Annotated in this window: 19 protein-coding genes; 11 read left to right on the forward strand and 8 right to left on the reverse strand. The window is 62.8% G+C overall.

Annotated elements, in window-relative coordinates:
• Positions 1-5: 5 nt before the first annotated feature.
• Genes GM909_RS14925 through GM909_RS14940 form a run of 4 tightly spaced genes read right to left on the reverse strand, consistent with a single transcriptional unit; the run spans position 6 to position 4,343 of the window.
• Positions 6-617, reverse strand: a complete 612-nt coding sequence (locus GM909_RS14925) for an NIPSNAP family protein (protein ID WP_157017205.1) — start codon at positions 615-617, stop codon at positions 6-8.
• Positions 614-2,353, reverse strand: coding sequence for an FAD-dependent oxidoreductase (locus GM909_RS14930; RefSeq protein WP_157017207.1), 1,740 nt, complete (start codon positions 2,351-2,353; stop codon positions 614-616). The genes GM909_RS14925 and GM909_RS14930 overlap by 4 nt, the downstream gene beginning before the upstream one ends.
• 56 nt (positions 2,354-2,409) lie before the next feature.
• The gene (locus tag GM909_RS14935; protein ID WP_157017209.1) at positions 2,410-3,246 is read right to left on the reverse strand and encodes an IclR family transcriptional regulator; all 837 of its coding nucleotides are present in this window, start codon (positions 3,244-3,246) and stop codon (positions 2,410-2,412) included.
• Complete coding sequence (locus GM909_RS14940; RefSeq protein WP_198174267.1) at positions 3,243-4,343, reverse strand: Gfo/Idh/MocA family protein; 1,101 nt, start codon at positions 4,341-4,343, stop codon at positions 3,243-3,245. Before GM909_RS14940 ends, GM909_RS14935 begins: the two co-directional genes overlap by 4 nt.
• Positions 4,344-4,483: 140 nt before the next feature.
• Between GM909_RS14940 and GM909_RS14945 the strand changes: the two genes are divergently transcribed.
• From GM909_RS14945 to GM909_RS14955, 3 genes are all read left to right on the forward strand, one after another.
• On the forward strand, positions 4,484-6,214 hold the full coding sequence (locus GM909_RS14945) for an FAD-dependent oxidoreductase (RefSeq protein WP_157017213.1): 1,731 nt from the start codon (positions 4,484-4,486) through the stop codon (positions 6,212-6,214).
• Entirely contained in the window at positions 6,211-7,092 is an 882-nt protein-coding gene (locus tag GM909_RS14950) for an NAD-dependent epimerase/dehydratase family protein (protein ID WP_157017215.1), read from the forward strand. The genes GM909_RS14945 and GM909_RS14950 overlap by 4 nt, the downstream gene beginning before the upstream one ends.
• A 105-nt stretch (positions 7,093-7,197) precedes the next feature.
• Complete coding sequence (locus GM909_RS14955; protein WP_157017217.1) at positions 7,198-8,010, forward strand: shikimate dehydrogenase family protein; 813 nt, start codon at positions 7,198-7,200, stop codon at positions 8,008-8,010.
• Positions 8,011-8,138: 128 nt separating this feature from the next.
• Here the strand turns inward: GM909_RS14955 and GM909_RS26055 are convergent, their stop codons facing one another.
• Complete coding sequence (locus tag GM909_RS26055) at positions 8,139-8,297, reverse strand: hypothetical protein (RefSeq protein ID WP_235911923.1); 159 nt, start codon at positions 8,295-8,297, stop codon at positions 8,139-8,141.
• Here GM909_RS26055 and GM909_RS14960 point away from each other — a divergent pair.
• From GM909_RS14960 to GM909_RS14980, 5 genes are all read left to right on the forward strand, one after another.
• Entirely contained in the window at positions 8,278-9,336 is a 1,059-nt protein-coding gene (locus GM909_RS14960) for an ABC transporter substrate-binding protein (RefSeq protein ID WP_235911920.1), read from the forward strand. The genes GM909_RS26055 and GM909_RS14960 overlap by 20 nt on opposite strands.
• An 86-nt stretch (positions 9,337-9,422) precedes the next feature.
• Complete coding sequence (locus GM909_RS14965) at positions 9,423-10,301, forward strand: branched-chain amino acid ABC transporter permease (RefSeq protein ID WP_157017407.1); 879 nt, start codon at positions 9,423-9,425, stop codon at positions 10,299-10,301.
• Positions 10,298-11,272 carry a branched-chain amino acid ABC transporter permease gene (locus GM909_RS14970; protein ID WP_157017221.1) on the forward strand — a complete coding sequence of 325 codons (975 nt, stop codon included), beginning with the start codon at positions 10,298-10,300 and terminating at the stop codon, positions 11,270-11,272. Before GM909_RS14965 ends, GM909_RS14970 begins: the two co-directional genes overlap by 4 nt.
• Positions 11,269-12,015 (forward strand): ABC transporter ATP-binding protein, encoded by a 747-nt coding sequence (locus GM909_RS14975; RefSeq protein ID WP_157017223.1) that lies wholly within the window; start codon positions 11,269-11,271, stop codon positions 12,013-12,015. The genes GM909_RS14970 and GM909_RS14975 overlap by 4 nt, the downstream gene beginning before the upstream one ends.
• Position 12,016: 1 nt before the next feature.
• The gene (locus GM909_RS14980; protein WP_157017225.1) at positions 12,017-12,739 is read left to right on the forward strand and encodes an ABC transporter ATP-binding protein; all 723 of its coding nucleotides are present in this window, start codon (positions 12,017-12,019) and stop codon (positions 12,737-12,739) included.
• A gap of 70 nt (positions 12,740-12,809) precedes the next feature.
• On the opposite strand, the gene GM909_RS14985 is transcribed toward GM909_RS14980, so the two are convergent.
• From GM909_RS14985 to GM909_RS14995, 3 genes are read right to left on the reverse strand one after another with little or no spacing between them, the layout of a single operon-like run.
• Positions 12,810-13,556: an SDR family NAD(P)-dependent oxidoreductase gene (locus tag GM909_RS14985; RefSeq protein ID WP_157017227.1), complete on the reverse strand. Its 747-nt coding sequence runs from the start codon at positions 13,554-13,556 to the stop codon at positions 12,810-12,812.
• Positions 13,549-14,328 (reverse strand): SDR family NAD(P)-dependent oxidoreductase, encoded by a 780-nt coding sequence (locus GM909_RS14990; protein ID WP_157017229.1) that lies wholly within the window; start codon positions 14,326-14,328, stop codon positions 13,549-13,551. Before GM909_RS14990 ends, GM909_RS14985 begins: the two co-directional genes overlap by 8 nt.
• Positions 14,325-16,016, reverse strand: a complete 1,692-nt coding sequence (locus GM909_RS14995) for an FAD-dependent oxidoreductase (RefSeq protein ID WP_157017231.1) — start codon at positions 16,014-16,016, stop codon at positions 14,325-14,327. The genes GM909_RS14990 and GM909_RS14995 overlap by 4 nt, the downstream gene beginning before the upstream one ends.
• Before the next feature lie 130 nt (positions 16,017-16,146).
• Here GM909_RS14995 and GM909_RS15000 point away from each other — a divergent pair, with 130 nt between their 5' ends.
• The 3 genes from GM909_RS15000 to GM909_RS15010 all read left to right on the forward strand — a co-directional run bounded on the left by GM909_RS15000 (position 16,147) and on the right by GM909_RS15010 (position 18,813).
• The gene (locus GM909_RS15000; RefSeq protein WP_157017233.1) at positions 16,147-17,043 is read left to right on the forward strand and encodes a helix-turn-helix domain-containing protein; all 897 of its coding nucleotides are present in this window, start codon (positions 16,147-16,149) and stop codon (positions 17,041-17,043) included.
• A 107-nt stretch (positions 17,044-17,150) separates the two neighbouring features.
• Entirely contained in the window at positions 17,151-17,714 is a 564-nt protein-coding gene (locus GM909_RS15005) for an NIPSNAP family protein (protein WP_157017235.1), read from the forward strand.
• A 409-nt stretch (positions 17,715-18,123) separates the two neighbouring features.
• Positions 18,124-18,813 carry a transposase gene (locus GM909_RS15010; protein WP_235911909.1) on the forward strand — a complete coding sequence of 230 codons (690 nt, stop codon included), beginning with the start codon at positions 18,124-18,126 and terminating at the stop codon, positions 18,811-18,813.
• Positions 18,814-18,996 lie beyond the last annotated feature (183 nt).

The raw sequence follows: 18,996 nt of genomic DNA on the forward strand, positions 1-18,996 counted from the left end.
CGGTCTCACTTCAGTGGCGAGAAGGGAAGCGGCATCGCGATTTGGCTCGTCATGCCGGGGCTCAGCCAGTCAGGCCCGCCCTTGGGCGGCCACTTGCCGTCGGCAACGGATTTACTCCGTGCCTCGGTGCGGGCGGCTAGGCTCGGATAGGGCCAGATCTGCGTGAGGCGTGGCGCCCCGTCGAGGCCGTACATGGCAACCGTGAGCTTCGAATAGGCTTTGCGCTCCGGCACCGCCAAACGCCATTTTTCCATCGTCGGCACGATGCCGTTGACCTTCGTGTGGTAAGTGCGGAACTCGTAGACGGGCCCGAAATTGCCCGGTTCTACCGGCGGCAGGAAGTCCAGCGCGCGATAGCTTTCCATGCTGAGTGCCGTCAGGTGTTCAGTGCAGCCGAACGGATCGTCGCTGCGCAATGCGCGTTCGCGCTCCCCCATCATTTCGCCGAGATCGTCGAAGGCGCGCAGCACGAACACCCGGTTCAGCGTGCCGATGTCGGTGCTCCAAGCGCCGCACAGCTGGCCCTTGCCGGCGTTGATCCATGCCTCGATGCCGGGCGAAGCCTTGCCTGCGCCAAAAATGACCGTGTCGAGCGTCGCCAGTTCGTAGTAGCTCATGCCGGTTCCTCCTTCTCTATATCGATACCCGCGACGGGCCAGCCGGCGATCAGGCGGCCGGCGACGTAGCCGAAAGTCATGCCGGGACCGAGCGTGATGCCGCCCGACGGATAGTTGCCGCCCATGATCGAGGCCATGTCGTTGCCCACGGCGTGCAGGCCTGGTATAGGCCGCCCCTGCGCGTCCAGCACGCGCGTCGCGGGATCGGTCGTGAGGCCGGCGAAGGTGCCGAGCGAGCCCGGCACGATCTTCACCGCGTAGAACGGCGCACGGTCGAGCGGTGCAAGCGAGGGGTTGGGCCGGTGGTCCACATCGCCCTGAGCGCGGTTATAGGCGCTTTCGCCGCGATGAAAGTCGAGATCTTCGCCCTCGGCTGCAAAGCCATTGAAGCGTGCGATGGTCTCGGCGAGTGTGCCCTGCGGAATGTCGCAATACCGCGCCAGTTCCGCGAGCGTGCGCCCCCGCTTGAGATAGCCCACGCGGATTGCCGGGCCGAGCGGAAACGGAAACGGTTTGGACCAGCCGAGACCCCAGCGTCGCTGCGCACGATGGTCCGCTATTAGCCAGCATGAGGGGGCCTCGCCTTCGGGTGTGACTGCGATCAGCGCCCGCATGAAGTCATGGTAGCTGTCGGCCTCCGATACGAAACGCCGGCCCTGTGGCGTCACGGCGATGATGCCTGGCTTCGCGCGCTCGATCAGGTGCGGGAAGTTGGCGAGAGAACCATCGGCGCGCGGCACGACAGAGACGGGCGCCAGCGCCACGTTCGAGACGAGATGGTGCATGAGAGCGCCGCCCGCTGCCTCGCCCAATCGGATACCATCGCCGGTGTTCTCGCGCGGCGCGGCGGAATGGTGGCCGGCGCCGCCACCGGCCTGCGGGGCGAGCGCGTCGAGTCGCTTCCGGTCGTGTGGAAAGCCGCCCGTAGCTAGCACGACGCCGCGCGTCGCCCTGACCACAAGCGGCCCTTGGCGGGTCGCAAGCCTCGCTCCGGCGACGCGCGTGCCTTCGCGTAGCAGCGTCGTGGCGGGCGCGCTGTCCATAAGCTTCACTCCCTTGTCCAACGCAGAGCGTATCAGCCGCGCCATCAGCGCGTTGCCGTTAACCAGTTGCATTCCTTGTCGGTGCAGGACGCGGTCGCGCAGATGGCGTGCGATGCGGCCTGCCACATGCATCGCCGAACGGGGGCTCCGCGACGCCTTGAAAAAGTGCGCAAGGTCCGCTCCGCTGGCGATGCCCATTCCCCACAGGCTGACGACATCCAGCGGCGGGCGCAGCTTCGCAATCCAGCCGCCGAGCGCGCGGCCGTCATAGGGCGCCGCGGAAACCGAGCGCCCACCCTTCAACGCACCCGGCGTCTCGTGAAAGTCGGGAATGCGGTTGCCGTCGATCCAACGCATTGCGGTGTGTTCGCGGAAGAAGGAGACCATCTCCGGCCCGTTGGCGAGAAACACCGCCAGCCGTGGGTCGCCCGCGCGATTGCCCAGTTCGCTGCGCAGATACAGCATCGGGCCGTCCGGCTGCTCCTCGATCCCTGCCTCGCGAGCCAGCGGATTGCCCGGAACCCAAAGCCATCCGCCCGACCAGGCCGACGTGCCGCCGAAGACCGGCGCCTTCTCGGCGACCACCACCTTCAGCCCGAAATGCGCCGCAGTCACCGCCGCCGCGAGGCCGGAGGCTCCGGAGCCGATCACCAATACGTCGCATGCTGTCTCGCGGCTCGGTTGCCCAGCCATTCATTCCTGCCCGAGGGCGTCTGCACGGTTTCCCGCGCGCCGGAGCCGCAGGCACTTCATGCCTGCTCGCGCTCCGCCTCTGGAAACGGGTCCAGAGCCCTCACTTTTGATTGAAAATACTGTGAACCGGCGGCCGCCTCGCCCAACTCCGCCGCAGCGGCCTGGAGGCGCGGCGCCAGTTCCGCCATTCTTTCGTCGGTCATCCTGACGGCCGGCCCTGCGATCGAGAGGCAACCCAGTACTGGTCCGTCGCCGTGGTAGCGAACCGTCACCGCCATGGCGGCCATACCCGGAATGTAGCTGTCGACCGCAACCGCGTAGCCACGCGCGCGGGCCTCTGCCAGATGCTGCAGCAGCACAGTCAGGCTGCGCGGCGCGTTCGGACCGATCTCTTCAGCCTGCCGGATCAGCCCCTGCGCCGAGACACGCGCCAACGCTTCCTCATCGCTCATCACCGACAGCCAGGCCTTTCCGCCGGCCGAGCTCGCGAGATGGACGATCACGCCCTGTTCCTGGCCCGGGTCGTAACGCAGTCCGCGCGTCGTACCCTGTGCGACCGCCACCCAGATCAGATTGTCACCGTCGATGACGGAAAGGCGGATCAGTTCGCCGCTGTCGGTCGCAAGCCTGTCCAGCACGGGCTGGGCGACGTCCGTGATGCCAGCCCGGCCCAAGAAGCCGAGCCCCATGGCCGGCAGCTTGATGGTGAGAGCATAGTCGCGCTGCGCGTGCGTTTGTCGCACATAACCGAGCCGCGCCAGTTCCTGCAGCGTGCGATGCACACCCGAGATCGGCTGGTCAATCGCGGCGGCGATTGAGGAGACGGGCATGCCCGCCGGATGATCGACGAGAAGTTCGACGATGGCAAGGGACTTTTCGAGGACGCTGCTCATGGGATCGTTCCATTGTTGAAAGTGGTCCCAGAAAGTCCTTGCAGCGGCGAGAGGTCAACCCCCACCCGGGTTCCGCGTGCGGCGGCCTCGCGGATCGCGTCGAGAACGATTAGATTGGCAGTGGCGTCGCGCAGTGACACGTGAGGGAACATCTCTCTGCCCCGAATGAGGTCCGCAAAGTGCGCGAGTTGCGCCTCGTAGGGATCGCCGTGAACGACCGGCAGTTGCTCGGCATGCAGCGCGCGCGTCCAGTCGGGTTCGTCCTCTGGCAGCCAGAGTGTCAGGTCAGGCAGCGACAGCGCGCCCCGGCTGCCGGCATAGTGGTGCGCCGTCGTCTTGTGGGCCGGAAACCGCGCGAGGTTCTCGCCCGATGACAGATCCCAGGCCCAGGGACCTGACGCCGCGTCGGAGATGACGAGCGTTGCGATGCCGCCATTTTCGAACGTCAGGCAGACGGCGGCGCTGTCTTCGACCGCAAAGCCCCTGCGGATGCTGGAGGCGATCGCCTGTACGTTGACGATTCCCCCGAAGAAGTGTCGAAGCAGGTCTATTTCGTGGACAAGATTGATGAGCAACGGACCGCCCACACCAGGTGTGCACCGCCACCGCGCGTCGAAATAGCTTTCGGGCTTCGCGAGCGAACAGGTGACACTGGCGATCACCAGATCGCCGATCCGACCGGAGCGGATTGCCTGTTGCGCGGCGCGGACGATGGGGTTGTGGCGACGGTGATGGCCGACGAGGACAGGAAGCCCGGTCTCGTCGGCAACGGCGATCAGCTTCAAGGCAGAGTCCAAGCTCTCGGCGACGGGCTTCTCCAGAAGCACCGGCAGGCCTGCGCGCAGAAGCGTTGCCGACACTGGCAGGTGGGTTTCGTTCGGCGTCGCCACGATCGCCGCCTGCGCCAGCCCGGAGGAAATGAGCGCCGCCACGTCCGGCAGGCAAGGCACGCCAGTAGATTCAGCCAGAGCGGCTACGGCAGGTGACGGATCGACCAAAGCGGAAAGGCGCATCCCGCCGACGCGCGCCAATGTGTCGACATGCGTGCGCCCGATAGCGCCGGCACCGATCACTGCTACGTCGATGGGTTCAACCATGTGCTGCATCCTCCCCGGACAGGCGGATTGGATAGTCGAATTTCGAGAGAAACGGAAGAGCTTTTTATTCTTGAAAGGACTTCAACATTCATCCATAGTCGCCCCGTCCGGCCGGGAAGAGCCGGAAACGGGAGGCGTGCATGCATCGCGTATTGGCCGACATCTCGAAAGATTACGACGTCGTCGTGCTAGGTTCCGGCGCGGGCGGCATGTCGGCTGCAGTGTTTGCCGCGCTGGACGGCGCGCGCGTCCTTCTGGTGGAGCGCACCGAATATCTCGGCGGTACCTCGGCCTATTCCGCTGCCACCACCTGGATCCCGCTCACCCATCACGCAGCGACGGTCGACGCCGAAGACAGCTTCGAGAAGGTATCCCGTTACCTTGACCGTGCGGTCGGCAACCGATCGCCGCGCGCGATGCGGGCCGCATTCCTTGACGCGGGGGCGGGCGTCGTGGAGGAATTGGAGCAACGCACGGAGGTGAAATTCCGGCCGCGTCCTTTCCATCCCGATTACCTTTACGAACTGGAAGGCGCGACGTCCTGCGGACGCGCGCTCGAGCCTGAACCGTTCGAGGCGGCGGGATTGGGAGAAGCGCTGAAGTTGATTCGCCCGCCAATTCCCGAGTTTACCGTACTCGGCGGGATGATGGTCGACCGCGACGACATCCCGCATCTGATGAAGATCGGCAAATCGTTGAAGTCGACAGCCTATTCGGCGCGTCTCATTGGTAAATACTATCTTGCGCGCCTGCGCCACGGGCGTGATTCCCGCCTGTTGATGGGCAATGCCCTGATCGGACGGATGCTGGCCAGCGCCCAGCGGCTCGGTGTCGATATCGTGACGCAGGCAGAAACCATTGCACTTCGCGCAGAGGGGAATTCCGTTGGCGGCCTGACGCTACGCCAGGGAGAGACCGAGCGGGAGATCGCGGTTGTTGGTGGCATCGTGCTCGCCACCGGCGGGTTTGCTCGACATCCGCGGATGCGTCAGGAAAAGCTTCCGCAGCCGGCTCCCGAGTTCAGTCCCTCGGCGCCCGGTCACACCGGTGCGCTGCACGATCTGGCCTTTAACCTCGGTGCGTATCACTCCGATGAAGGGGTTCAACCGTGTTTCTGGGCACCCTGTTCGCACCGCCGTCGCAAAGATGGTACGGTCGCCGTCTTCCCGCACTTCGTGTTCGATCGCTCCAAGCCGGGAATCATCTCTGTCGGACGGGACGGTCGTCGCTTCGTGAACGAGTCGACCAGCTACCACCTTTTCGGCGCCTCCCAGTTTGCTGCCGACGTGGATGGTTCGCACATTCCTGCGTATCTGATTGCCGATGCAACCGCCTTGGCCAAGTACGGGATGGGCATGATTCGTCCCGGCGGCGGCGACATCAAGTCGTTCCTCGCTGATGGCTATCTGACGGAGGGTGTGACGCTCGATATTCTAGCTGCAAAGCTCGGCATCGACGCGGAAGGGCTCAAAGATTCGGTCGCTCGCATGAACCGCTATGCGACAACCGGTGTAGACAAGGATTTTCAGCGCGGTACCACAGTCTACGAGAGGGCCAATGGGGATCCCGTTCACGGACCGAACCCGACGCTCGGAAAGCTGGAAACAGCTCCATATTATGCGGTCAAGCTTTGGCCGGGCGATATTGGATCGGCGATGGGTCTGGTCGGCGATGAAAACGCGCGACTGCTGCGCCGCGACGGTTCCGTGATCGAGGGGCTCTACGCCTGTGGCAATGACCTTCAGTCGATTATGGGCGGGGTCTATCCTGGACCGGGCATCACCGTTGGTCCGGCGATCGTTTTTGGAGCTATCGCCGCGCGCGATGCGGCTGCGCGATCTCGCGCTGCTCGTGGGAGGCATGCGGCATGAGCCGGGTTCTCGTCACCGGGGGTACCGGGTTCGTCGGCCCTCCCACCGTCGCTGCGCTGCTGGCGGCGGGTCATGAAGTGCGTGTATTCGATCTCAAGCCGCGCGAGGATGTGCTGCCGCGCAGCGTCGAGATTGTCTCAGGCGACGTCACGGATGCCGGTGCGGTGGTCCGCGCAACTGAAGGTTGCAGTGGCATCGTGCATCTTGCCGGGTTGATGACGGTCGACTGTGCCCGTGATCCGCTGCTCGGTGCACGGGTCAATCTGCTCGGCAGCATCAATGTGTTTGAGGCCGCTCGGCCAGGCGGCCTGCCAATCGCCTATCTCAGCACCGCGGGCGTGTTCGGTCCACAGGATGCGGTGCACCCGAAGCCGATGACCATCTACGGAACCACCAAGCTGGCGGTGGAAGGCGTGGCCCGCTCCTTCTGGCTGGACCACAAGGTGCCGAGTCTTGGACTGCGGCCCTATATTGTCTACGGACCAGGCGTCAGTTCCGGCATCGCTGCGGGACCGTCGATCGCCATTGGTGCATCGCTGCGGCGCGAGTCGGCCACCATCCGTTTCTCTGGACGGGTGGGGTTCGTCCATGTTGGCGATGTGGCGCGGCTGCTGGCTGCTGCGATCGATCATCGGCTCTGCGGGGCCGAGGCTCTGACCATGGCGGGCGACACCCGCGAGATGGACGAATTTCTCGCTGAGCTGGCGCGCCAGACCGACTGGAACGGTATCACCGTCGAAGGAGAGCCCCTGCGCATTCCCGCCGAACTGACGTCCGATCCCGTGCCCGCCGTGCTGGGCGATCATTCAGCGACCGCCATCGAAGAGGGGATCGCGCTCTCTCTCGCCGTACTCCGGGAGGCAGCGGGTGTCGAATAGTCCAACGATTGGAGCCCATTGTCTATTTTGCGCAGGACCGCCGCATGATTGTTTCAGCAATATCCGGCCATGTTCACAAGAACCGGCAGCCATGGGGAGGAATGCATGACAGCGGCGCTCAGGATCGACGGGGAGACGATGATCTTTCCCATTGTGGGCCATCCGATCGGACAGGTAAAATCACCCGCTTCCCTCAGCCAGATTATGACAGAGCGCAACTTCAACGGCATCGTGGTGCCGGTGCATGTGCTGCCGGAAGCCCTTTCGGGTTGGCTCGCCCAGACGCATGCCGTGCGAAACTGTGGCGGCATCGTCGTGACGGTGCCGCACAAGGGACCTTGTCTCGAAGCCTGCGCCCGGGTCACGGCGCGCGCCGGGGCAGCCGGAGCTGTCAATATCATGATTCGCGAGGGTGACGAATGGATCGGCGATGCGACAGATGGGCAGGGGTACATGGACGGCATCGCAGCGGAAGGCTTCGACGTTGCCGGCAAGGCGGCGCTTCTGATCGGTGGTGGTGGCGCGGGGTCGGCTATTGCATACGAGATACTGTCTCGCGGTGCCAAGGAACTTGCGCTGCATGATATCGATGCAGCGCGACGCGATGCCCTCATCTATCGGCTTGACGCCGCTTTCCCTGGCCGGGTTCGCGTCGGCGGCACCGATCCGCGAGGATTTGCCCTTGTGGCCAACGCCACGCCGTTGGGCATGCGTGAGAGTGACCCGTTGCCGGTCCGGACGGAACTGCTGACCGCGGACCAGTTTGTCGCCGACGTGGTCACGCGACCTGCCATTCCTCCCCTGATTGCAGCCGCAAGGTCAGCCGGTTGCCGGACGATGCCTGGATCGGGGATGTTCAATGCGCAGGCCATCTTGCTGGCCGAGCTGCTCATGGGAGGGAGGACGATCGAAGCCTGATTAACATCAGGTTACGCAGTCCGGCATATCGGCACTCGTCGTTACGGCAGGTTTCGTGCATGCAGGATAGTCAGTCAGCGGGAGTGGCTGCGGCATCCGTGTCGAGCTGCCCGTAGGGTTGAAGCGAATCAGCTTTCCGTGGCGTCCGGATAGCCATGGAGGTGGTTGATGTAGATCCGGGTACAAAGGGAGGAAACTATGTTGCGCACATTCTTGGGAGCGACGGCTGTTGCGCTCGTCTTGTCGGCGATACCGGCGTTGGGGGAGGTGAAGGTTGGCTCGATCATTGAGCTTTCGGGTCCCGGCGCAGCCGCCGGCACAAATTTCCATGACGGCGTGAAGATGGGCTTCGAGGAAATAAATGCCGCTGGTGGTGTTCTTGGTGAACAGGTCCAGTTGTCCGAATATGATAGCCAGACCGATCCGCAAGTCAGCCGCGCCATGGTGCAAAAGGCCATCGACGATGGTGTCTATGTAATCACCGGCACCGTGTTCTCGTCCTCGACGGTGGTGAACATGCTGGTCGCACAGCAAGCGGGCATCCCGCAGTTCACCGGCTCTGAGGCGCCCTCGATCACACAGAAAGGCAATCCCTACATCTTCCGCACAACGTTCGGAGCGCAGAAGGGCATGCCGAAGGTGGTCAAGTATATGGCCGAAGAGATGGGCGTGAAGAAGGTCGCCATTGTCTGGGCGAATACCGAGTTCGGCAAGGGCGGCTATGGCGCCTTCATGGATGAGGCAAGGAACTATGGCATTGAGATTGTTGCCGACCTGCCGACGGAGCAGGCCCAGACCGATTTCTCGGCTGACGTGCTAAAGGCCAAGAATTCCGGCGCGGACGCCGTGTTCGTCTACCTGACGGAAGAGGAAAGCGCCCGCTTCCTGCGCGAGGCCCAGAAGCAGTCCATCGGGCTCCCGCTGGTCGGCGAGACCACCCTGATCGGCGCGAAGGTGATCCAACTGGCGGGCGATGCCGCCAGCGGAGCCATGGGCCATGTCGGGCTCACCGCAGATGCGGGTATCCCGGCGATCACCGAGATGGTGGACCGCTTCAAGGCAAAGTACAACTACACGCCCGACCACAATGCCATCAAGGGCTACACGGCGGCGTGGACGATCAAGTGTGTGACTGAGATGGTTGGCAGCACCGACAGTCAGGCCATTGCCGACAAGATGCACGGCCTCACCCTGACGACCGATGAGTGCCCGGGCGTGCTGATGGACGCCACCTGGGACGAAACTGGCGAAATGTCGCGCGAGAGCTTCTTCGTCGAGGTCGAGAATGGCAAGCAGACCGTGAAGGCGATCCTGCCGCCAAACTGAGTTTCATCACTTACATGCCGACTGGCCTCGAGGGTGCCGGTCGGCATGTATTTTCTGACGACGCCAGCTTCACAACGGGGATGCTCATGGCCGAGTTCCTACAGCTCATTCTTTCTGGCCTTGCCGCCGGCTCGATCTACGCCCTCGCGGCGGTTGGATTCACGCTGCTCTGGCAGGCCTCCCAGACGATCAATTTCGCGCAGGGTGAGTTTGTCATGCTCCCGGCCTTCTTTGTGCTTGTCGGAATGACGGTCCTCGGCCTGCCTCTATGGACCTCGATTGCATTTGCGCTGGTGCTTTCTCTGATTGTCCTCGGTCTGATGTTCAAGAAGCTGGTCGTGGAGCCGATGCTGCCGCATGGCACGCTGCCGCTCGTCATCGCCACGATCGCACTCGGCGTGCTATTGAAGGAGAGCGTCAAGGAATTCTACGGCGCGACGGCCCAGCCGTTCCCCGCGATCTTTCCCCAGACGGTCTACAATGTCGCCGGCGCCAGCATCTCGCTGCAAGATATCGGCAACCTCACGGTCTCGATGCTCGCCATTGTCGGCCTTCAGCTGTTCCTCGGTCGGACCCGCACCGGCCGCTGCATGCAGGCAACGGCCCAAAACCCGAACGTGGCCGAAATACTTGGCGTCAACGTCAAGCGGATGGTGTTGTACACCTTCCTCATCAATGCCGCGCTCGCCACCGTCGCCTCGGTGCTGATCTCACCGATCTATCTGGCGAAATTTTCCAACGGCGAAACGCTTGGCTTGGTCGCTTTCATTGCCGCCATCGTCGGGGGGTTCAACCAGATCCGCGGTGCACTCGTGGGCGGATTGCTTATCGGCGTCATAGACAATCTTTCCGCTGTCTACATCTCTGCCCAGTACCGCTCAGCAATGCCACTGATATTGCTCATCATCATCATCCTGGTGCGCCCGCAAGGCCTACTGGGCACCTCGGAGGGCCGCTCGGTATGAACCCTTTCAAGCTTCTGCTGCTCGCTGTCGGCCTTGTCGCGCTGTTCGTCGCGCCGATCGGACAGGGCAACTACATCATCTACACGCTGAATTCCTGGCTGCTGTTTTCCATCGCTGCCATGGGTCTGAATCTGACCTTGGGCTATGCCGGTCAGGTTTCGCTGGCCCAGGCAGGGTTCATGGGCATTGGCGCATATGTCACTGCTTTGATGACACTGGCCGGGATCCACTGGATCTTCGCAGCGGTCCTGGCGATCTCATCCTGCTTCCTGGTCGGCTTGATGCTCGGCTATCCGGCTCTGCGGGTGCAACATCATTTCCTTGCTTTCGTGACGCTGGCCTTCAACACGCTACTGTTTCTGGTTCTGCGGAATGAAGAAGAGATGACCGGTGGCTCATTGGGTCTCGTCGGCATGCCGCGTCCAGATATCTTCGGACTATCCACCGGCGGCAATCTCCAGTTCTACTATTTCACGCTCGTCTGCTTCGTGTGTGCGGCCGGCGTCATGTGGTGGATTTTGCGCTCGCCATGGGGCAGGGCCTTCATGGCATTGCGCGAGAACCCGATCCGGGCCGAAAGTCTTGGGCTCAAGGTGCGTCGCCAGACGCTCCTGGCATTCGCCATCGGTTCCGCCTTTGGCGGTCTCGCCGGAGCGATCCAGGCGCCGCTGGTCCAGTTCATCGAGCCGCACAGCTTTGGGCTGATCCATTCGCTCAAGTTGCTTCTTATGGTCGTTGTTGGCGGCTCCGGCTTCTTCTTCGGCCCGATGCTGGGTGCCGCAGTCGTCATCCTTCTGCCGGAGGTTCTGCGCTTTACTGAAGGCTATTATCTCATCATCTACTCGGCGCTTGTCATCGTGCTGATGGCCTACTCGCCGGGCGGCCTGATAGGCTTGGGCCAAAAGCTGTTCGACAAATTCAGGCCGAAACAGCAAGCCCGCCACGACCTGAAACAGGGGGTCCAGCTGTGACGGAAACGATCCTATCAGTTCACAACATTTCGAAGCAGTTCGGCGGTATCCATGCCGTAAGTAATGTAAGCTTCGACGTGAAAAGAGGTGAAATTCTCGGCCTGATCGGCCCGAACGGATCCGGCAAATCGACGCTGTTCAACTGCATCCTTGGCCAGCTCAAGCCTTCGGCAGGACATTGTGAGATCGATGGCCGGCCAACCGACGGCGTGCGCCCGGCGGATCTGTCGCTGATGGGGGTCGGCCGCACCTTCCAGCAACTCTCGGTGTTTCCGAAGATGACCGTGCTCGACAATGTGCTGCTGTCCGGCCAGGAACACGAGGGTTCGATGCTTTCACGTCTGTTCGGTCCCGGTGACGCGGGCCTGACGAAGAAGGCGGAGCAGTTGATCGAGTTCTTTCGTCTTACACCTTATCGGGACACCGAGGCGGGCTCGCTCTCCTACGGCCAGCAGAAACTGGTCGACGCAGCAATGGCCTTCATGGCGGGGCCGGGCATCGTGCTGCTCGATGAGCCGGCTGGTGGCGTGAACCTGACGATGCTGACGCATCTGAAGGATCGGCTGATGACCTACAACCGCGAGCACGGCACTACATTCGTGGTGATCGAGCACAATATGGAATTCGTGATGTCGCTCTGCACACGCATTATCGTGCTCGCCGAGGGCGAGCTGATCGCTGAAGGGACACCGGAGGAGGTTCGGTCGAACCAGACGGTCATCGACGCCTATCTTGGAGGCTGACATGTTGGAATTGAAGAATGTGGCTGGTGGCTACGGCCGTATCACCATCCTGAACGGTACAAGTTTCGAGATCCCGAAGGCGTCGATCACCACAGTTATCGGCCCTAATGGTGCCGGCAAGTCCACGGTGTTCAAGGCTGTGTTCGGCCTGCTCAATATTCATTCCGGGCAGATACTTCTGGAAGGCGAAGATGTGACGGGCCGTAAGCCTGCGGAAATGATCGCGCGCGGCGTCACCTATGTGCCGCAGGGTCGCAATGTGGTGCCGCAGCTTTCGGTCTTTCACAATCTCGAACTAGGCGGCATCACATCGAAAGACCAGGCGACGGTTCGACGGCGAATCGATGAGGTGATGGAGCAATTTCCCATGTTGCGCGAGCGGCGCAATCAGAAGGCGATTGAGCTTTCTGGCGGCCAGCAGAAGCAGATGGAGGTGGCACGTGCACTCCTGCTCGACCCCAAACTGATGCTGATCGACGAGCCATCGATCGGTCTGTCGCCCAACCTTGTGCAGGAAGTGTTTCAGACGCTCATCCGCCTGCGCGACCAGGGAGTGACCATCCTGATGGTGGAACAGAACGCCAAGGCCGCGCTAGCGATCTCCGACTTCGGGCTGGTGCTTGAGCTAGGCCAGACGCGCATGCATGACAAGGCCGACGAGTTGCTTGCGGACCCGCGCGTCGGCCAGCTTTTCCTGGGTGGCCATATCGATGACGCGGCCTGAACCTCCCGAGCGCCGCACTGCGAAGGTCGGGCCGCCTCACGGCACCCGACCTTCGCCCGTTCTGGGGTTGTCAACCCTTGGATGCATCTCCGAAGTCGCCGAATGCGGTCCATCCGCCGTCGACCGGCAGCACCGCCCCGGTGATGCCACTGGCGGCGTCCGAGCACAGGAACGCCACTGCCGCCGCCACTTCTTGCGTTGCGATCAACCGCCCGATCGGCGTTCGGCGACGCAGCGTCGTCAGGTCGATCCGGCCGGCATCCGCAAGCTTCTTCACCAGCGCGGTTTCCACGAACGCCGGCGCCACGGCATTAACCCGAACACCGGCGCCGGCCCATTCGCAAGCCATCGCCCTCGTCATCGCTACGATGCCAGCCTTGGCCGCACCGTATGCGTTGCGCTTCGGGAGGCCGGTCAACCCTGCGATCGAGGATAAATTGACGATTGCGCCCCGGCGGCGCCCGACCATGCCGCGCCCCACCTCTCTCGTCATCAGGAAAGTACCGGCCAAATGCACGTCCAGCACACGGCGGAAGGCGTCAAGGCCCTGCTCGAGCGTTGGCAGATGGCTGTCACCGATCCCGGCATTGTTCACCAAGATGTCGAAGGGAGCGCGCGATGCCGCCGCGACAACCAGGGACTCAATGGTAACATCGCAAGCGATGCCGCGATGCGCTTCACCCAGTTCGGCCGCGCGGCTGACAGCCTTGTCGGCCTCGAGATCGGCAATCGTCACGCGATGGCCAGAGCTGGCGAGCGCCCGGGCGATGGCGAGGCCGATGCCGTCGGCCCCTCCCGTGACCAGCGCCTCACGCATAGCCGGGCCTTGGCACCTGCGCCATCAGGCTCTGCGAAAGACCGCCATCCACCACGATATCCTGCCCCGTCACGTAGGACGCACGATCCGATGCGAGGAAGAGCGTGACGTCTGCCATGTCCTGCGGCGTCGCGATGCGTCTCAGCGGCACCATGGATTCCCGCTTCGCCTTGATGTCTGGGTCGGCATAGAACGAGGCTGACATCGGCGTCATCACGAGACCGGGACTGACGCAGTTGGACCGTACCCCACGCGGGCCCCACTCATAGGCGAGTTGCCGCGACAGCATCACCGTCGCCGCCTTGGACGCGGAATAGGCACCACTGGCGGGCTGCGGCTGGCCGCCGGAGATCGAGGCTACATGGACGATGGCACCGCGCCCGCGCGCGAGCATGCCGCGGCCGAAGGTCTGCGAGGCAGTGAGGTAGCCGGTCAAGTTCACTGCCAGCATCGCCGACCAGTCAGCTTCCGAAAGCGTGTCTAGTGTGCCGGGACGCAGGATCGCGGCGGAATTGACCAGTATGTCAGCCCCGCCTTCAGCCTCCACGTGGGCAGCAGATTCGGCAACCTCGTCGGGTTTCGCCAGATCGCAGCGCAGCGCGAAGGCATTACCGCCGAGCGAAGCCGCCTGCTCCTCGGCGCGCTCGGTGTCGCGGTCGAGCAACACGACCCGCACTCCCTCGCCGGCCAGCCCAGCGCAGATCGCTTGACCGATACCGCCGCCCGCACCTGTGACCACGGCGGTCTTTCCCTCAAGTCCGAGCCAGTTCATGCGGCCTTCTCCCCTGTTGCGCCGGGCGCGATCCCGGCCAGATAGCGGCCGGTGATCCAGCCGAACGTCATCGCGGGACCGAGCGTGATGCCCGCGCCGGGATAATTGCCGCCCATGATCGAGGCGCGGTCGTTTCCGACGGCGAACAGGCCGGGAATGACCCGGTTCTGCCGGTCGAGTACCTCGCCCGGCACCGTCGTCTTAAGACCATCGAAGGTGCCGAGGTCGCCCATTTCCATCCTGACCGCGTAGTACGGGCCCTTCTCGATGGGCGCGACCGTCGGATTGGGCTTATGGTCGGGGTCGGCGAGATAGCGGTTGAAGGAGGTCTCGCCGCGATGAAACTGCTCGTCGCGGCCCTGCCGAGCGCCCCGGTTGAACGCCTCGACCGTGGCCTCCAATCCGCGGCGATCAATACCGCAGGCATCCGCTAGATTGGCAAGCGTGCGCCCGGTCTTGAGATAGCCTGTCCGTGTCCAAAGCCACCGCGGCATCGGTGCCGGCTTGGCGTGGCCCAGCCCATACTTGCGGATCGTGCGGCTGTCGCAGATCAGCCAGGCCGAAGCCTCGCCCGACGCGATCATCGCCGCGCCGACATCGTGATAGCTTTCGCTTTCGTTCGTGAAGCGGCGTCCATCGGACAGCACTGCGATCATGCCAGGCTTGTAGCGGTCGAGCAGATGCGGAAAGATGCCTTGGCCCGGCACGCGGCTCACCGGCATCCATGCCGCGGGTTGAGGAAACTCGGCGTCGAACGCGCCGCCTACCTCCTCGCCGAGCCGTATGCCGTCGCCGGTATTGCCCTCAGGCACAGGCGAATATTGTGCGCCGCCTGCCTTCAGATGCGCATAGACGCTTGCGCGCCGGACGAGATCGTTGGCATAGCCGCCGCAGGCGAGCACCACGCCTTTCGTCGCCATGATGCGGCCGGGTGTCGCTCCGCCCGTCTCGACACCGACGATACGGCCGCCTTCTCGGATCAGTTTGAGCGCCGGCGTGTCGGTGAGAATGTCGATACCGAGATCAAAGCAGCTCTTGGCCAGCCGCGCCGCCAGCGCGTTGCCGCTCGTCACCTGTACGCCGCGCCCATGGCGGACCACCTCGCCAGCATGGGCGATGAGACGCTTCATCACGTATGAGAATGAGACAAGCGACCTGGTCGCACTGAAAAAGTGCTTGATGTCTGCATTTGACGAATTGAACATCATCCCCATGAAGGTGATAGTCGAGAGCGGCGGGCGCAGCCGCTTCAGATTGCCGCCCAGGACACTTGTATCGAACGGCGCAGCCAGCACCGAGCGGCCGACATCCACCCCACCTTCAACAGTCGGGTGATAGTCGGGGTAGAGGGTTGGTACGAACTTCACCGCAGTCTCGCGCTCGAACCAGTCGAGCATCGCCGGGCCGGCATCGAGATAGGCGTCGACTGCGGCTGCGTCGAACCAGTTGCCGGTCTCCGCCTGCATATAGGCGCGCGCCGCCGCCCGCGAATCCGATGGGTTGTTCGCCTTGCCATGGCGATTGCCTGGCACCCACAGCACACCGCCGGAAAAGGCTGTCGTGCCGCCATAGACCGACTCCTTCTCGATGACGATCACCGAGAGCCCGTGCTTCCTGGCGGTGACAGCCGTGGCCAGGCCACCGGCACCCGAACCGATCACCAGAACGTCACAGTGGCGCTCGTCCATATGCTCCTCCCATATCGGGCTTATCCACGCCGATGTTAATTGCGAACTGGTCCGGCAACCAATGGACGATCGCTCCCAATTCTTGCACAATCGGTGCCGAGTGGTTCCATAGGCAAGGGGAAGAGCCAGGATGGCAGACGCGCTTGATGAGCCGATCCCGCGCTATTATCTCTATGGAGATCAGGGCGTTGATGTTGAGCTCGATTTCCTCCACATCGAAGCAATCCGCGAACGAAGCGGCGCAAATGATTGGAGAATCCGTCCTCACTCGCATCCCGACCACACGCAGGTGCTGCTGGTTCGCGAAGGGGGTGGAGTCATCAGGATGGAGGACCAGGCCAACTCGATCGACCCGCCCGCGGTAATGGTGATCCCGGCCGGCATCGTCCATCAAATCGACTTTCACACAGGGACGGATGGCTTCGTCGTTACCTCTGCCCTGGGATGTCTGAAGACGGCGGCGGCCGGAGATCCTCGCCTCGACTCGGCAGCGGCCCGACCGGCCGTCTACCCGCTTACGGGAACCGGTCTCAACCTGACTGCGGTGGAAGAGACCTTCGCCTGGCTGCATCGCGAGTTCATCTGGTCGGCCCCGGGTCGGCGCAAGGTGATCATGGCCCAATGGATGCGCATACTCGTGATGATCCTTCGTTTGAGCATTACCCGCGACGATGCGAGCGGCGCTCCGACCCGAGACTACGATCTGCTCGTGCGTTACCGGGCGCTGCTGGAGAGCAATTTCAGGGAGCAGCGAAGCCTCCGCTTCTATGCCGATACCCTCGCGGTAACGCGGGCGAGGCTCAACGCCGCTTGCAAGAGTCGGACGGGCAAGACCGCGTCTGACCTGCTACACGAACGCATCGTGATCGAAGCCAAGCGCTATCTCGTCTACAGCGGGAGCGGCATCGCACAGATCGCCCATATGATCGGGTTTGACGATCCTGCCTATTTCAACCGCTTCTTCGCGCATCGCGTCGGCATCTCGCCGGGGGCGTTCCGCAAGCAGGCGCGGCGCTCGGCGGAGTGACTCTTGAGGCCGGAAAACCACATTTCGACCAATCGTCCAATGATTGTCGCGGGCGGTCCATTTTCTCGCCTTCCGGCGAATGGCAGAGTGCGCACACGGAGGTACAGATGATCCACGAATGGCGCACCTACAGGCTGAAACCTGGCGCGGCCAACGCCTATCTCACGCTGCTAGCTGACGAAGGTCTCCCGCTCGTCACGCGGTACCTGCCGCTAATGGGCTACTGGCTCGCCGAGACGGGCATGTTGAATGCTATCCATCATCTGTGGGCCTATGCCGACTGGGCCGAAAGGGAAAAGGCGCGCACCGCGCTGGCGCGGGAAGAAGGTTGGACCGCGGGCTTCATTCCCAAAGCCTTCCCTATGGTCGAGGCGCAGGAAAATCGGTTTCTACAAATCAGGCGATCGTCGCCGGCCTACGACGCCGCGCTGGCGCAGCGCCGGGAAGTCCGGCCGGCGCGGCTGGCCGGATCGCAACTATTAGCCGGGGCGTGCGCCGTCCTGCTGACTGGCACTACGCACGAAGCGGCGGTTGCGGAGTGGCTCCCGCTTTCCGGGAGCGACGATCGGACCGTGACGCTGCTCGGGCGTGACGAGAATCCGGTTCCATCCTCGCCACTCGCAGCAGAAAGCCATGTGATCCTTCGGCCGCTGGCGTTTTCACCACTTTGAAGCATGGCGGCAGCGGCCCTTTGCGGGGGTGATCCGGGAACATGCCGGGAGCCAGGCAGCCAGATTGAGCGTTAACGGATCTTCCTCACTTTGTGTGGGTGGCAGCATTCGTGCCGTCAGCAGTTCGGGGCACGACCCAGGGAGCACATGCATGCCGTCCCGCGATCGATGATGCACAAGTTATAGCCGTGAGCGCGGTATGGCGCCCTGCCTGAACCGGTCTCCATCGGCAGCGTCAGCTGCGCCAGGCAAATTGCACCAGATAGCGAATCAAAACTGGTCTGAATGCGGCTTGCGCGAGGGCGGTTTCATCCGATAAAGCTCGGCGAAACAATCGAGCGCCCGAACGCCGGCTCTTTCCACGGGTCAGCGGCGAATTGCAGGGGCTGTTTCTCATCTAGGATGGACTATGAAGCGTCAGATCAGGCCATTTGTCGTGGAGGTCAAACACAAGCGGGGCAATTCCAAATGGAACCGCTCAATCTGGGGTGACCTCGACCTCTCCGCCATGGCTGCCGAGGCTACCAGGGAGGCCGACGCGATGGAGCTGCAGAGTCCTCAGCTTATTGACTCTGATCTGGCCCCCATTGATGCTGAAGATAGCAATAAACAGCGAGTGGAGCATTCCATGCCCGACCCCCAGGAAGCTGAAGCAGCACAAGCGACGACAGATGCGCCTGCGAAAGCTGATTCAACCGAAACAAAGATGCTGGCGCCACGACCCAAAAGAGCGGCAAGAGCAAAACCAAAGCGGTCAACTGCAAAGGAAGCTGCCAAGGCGGTTGCCTCGGCTTCCGTCCCTCCTGCGCGCGCCACGGCGCCCCGCAAGATCTACTCCGAGAAGGAGCGCGCACAAAAGCTTGGCCAGATCGAGAAATCGATCGGTCGCGGTGACAGTGTCAAGAAAGCAACAAAGCAGGCCGGTATTTCGGAGCAGACCTATTACCAATGGAAGAAAGCTGCGGCGTCATTACCAAAGGGCGACGACCTGAAGGACCTCCTCGCGCTCGAGGAAGAAAATGCCCGGCTGAAGAAGCAGCTGGCCGAGCGTTTGCGCAAGGAGAATGCCGAGTTGAAGAAGAAGCTCGGGCTCGACTAACACAACATTTGGAACGGGCCCATCGGGCCAAGATTTGCGATGGCAGGAGAGGTGGTGGTGGTCAAAATGTCCGGCCTTTCCGTGCGGCGCCTATGGCCGCTGCCCGGCACGGGTACCGACCAAGAACCTGCCTTGATTCAGTTCCCGCTGCCTATTCGCGTGACCGCAAGTATTCGAGGCGGT

The organism is Mesorhizobium xinjiangense, from assembly GCF_009749525.1.
Lineage (GTDB): Bacteria > Pseudomonadota > Alphaproteobacteria > Rhizobiales > Rhizobiaceae > Mangrovimarina > Mangrovimarina xinjiangensis.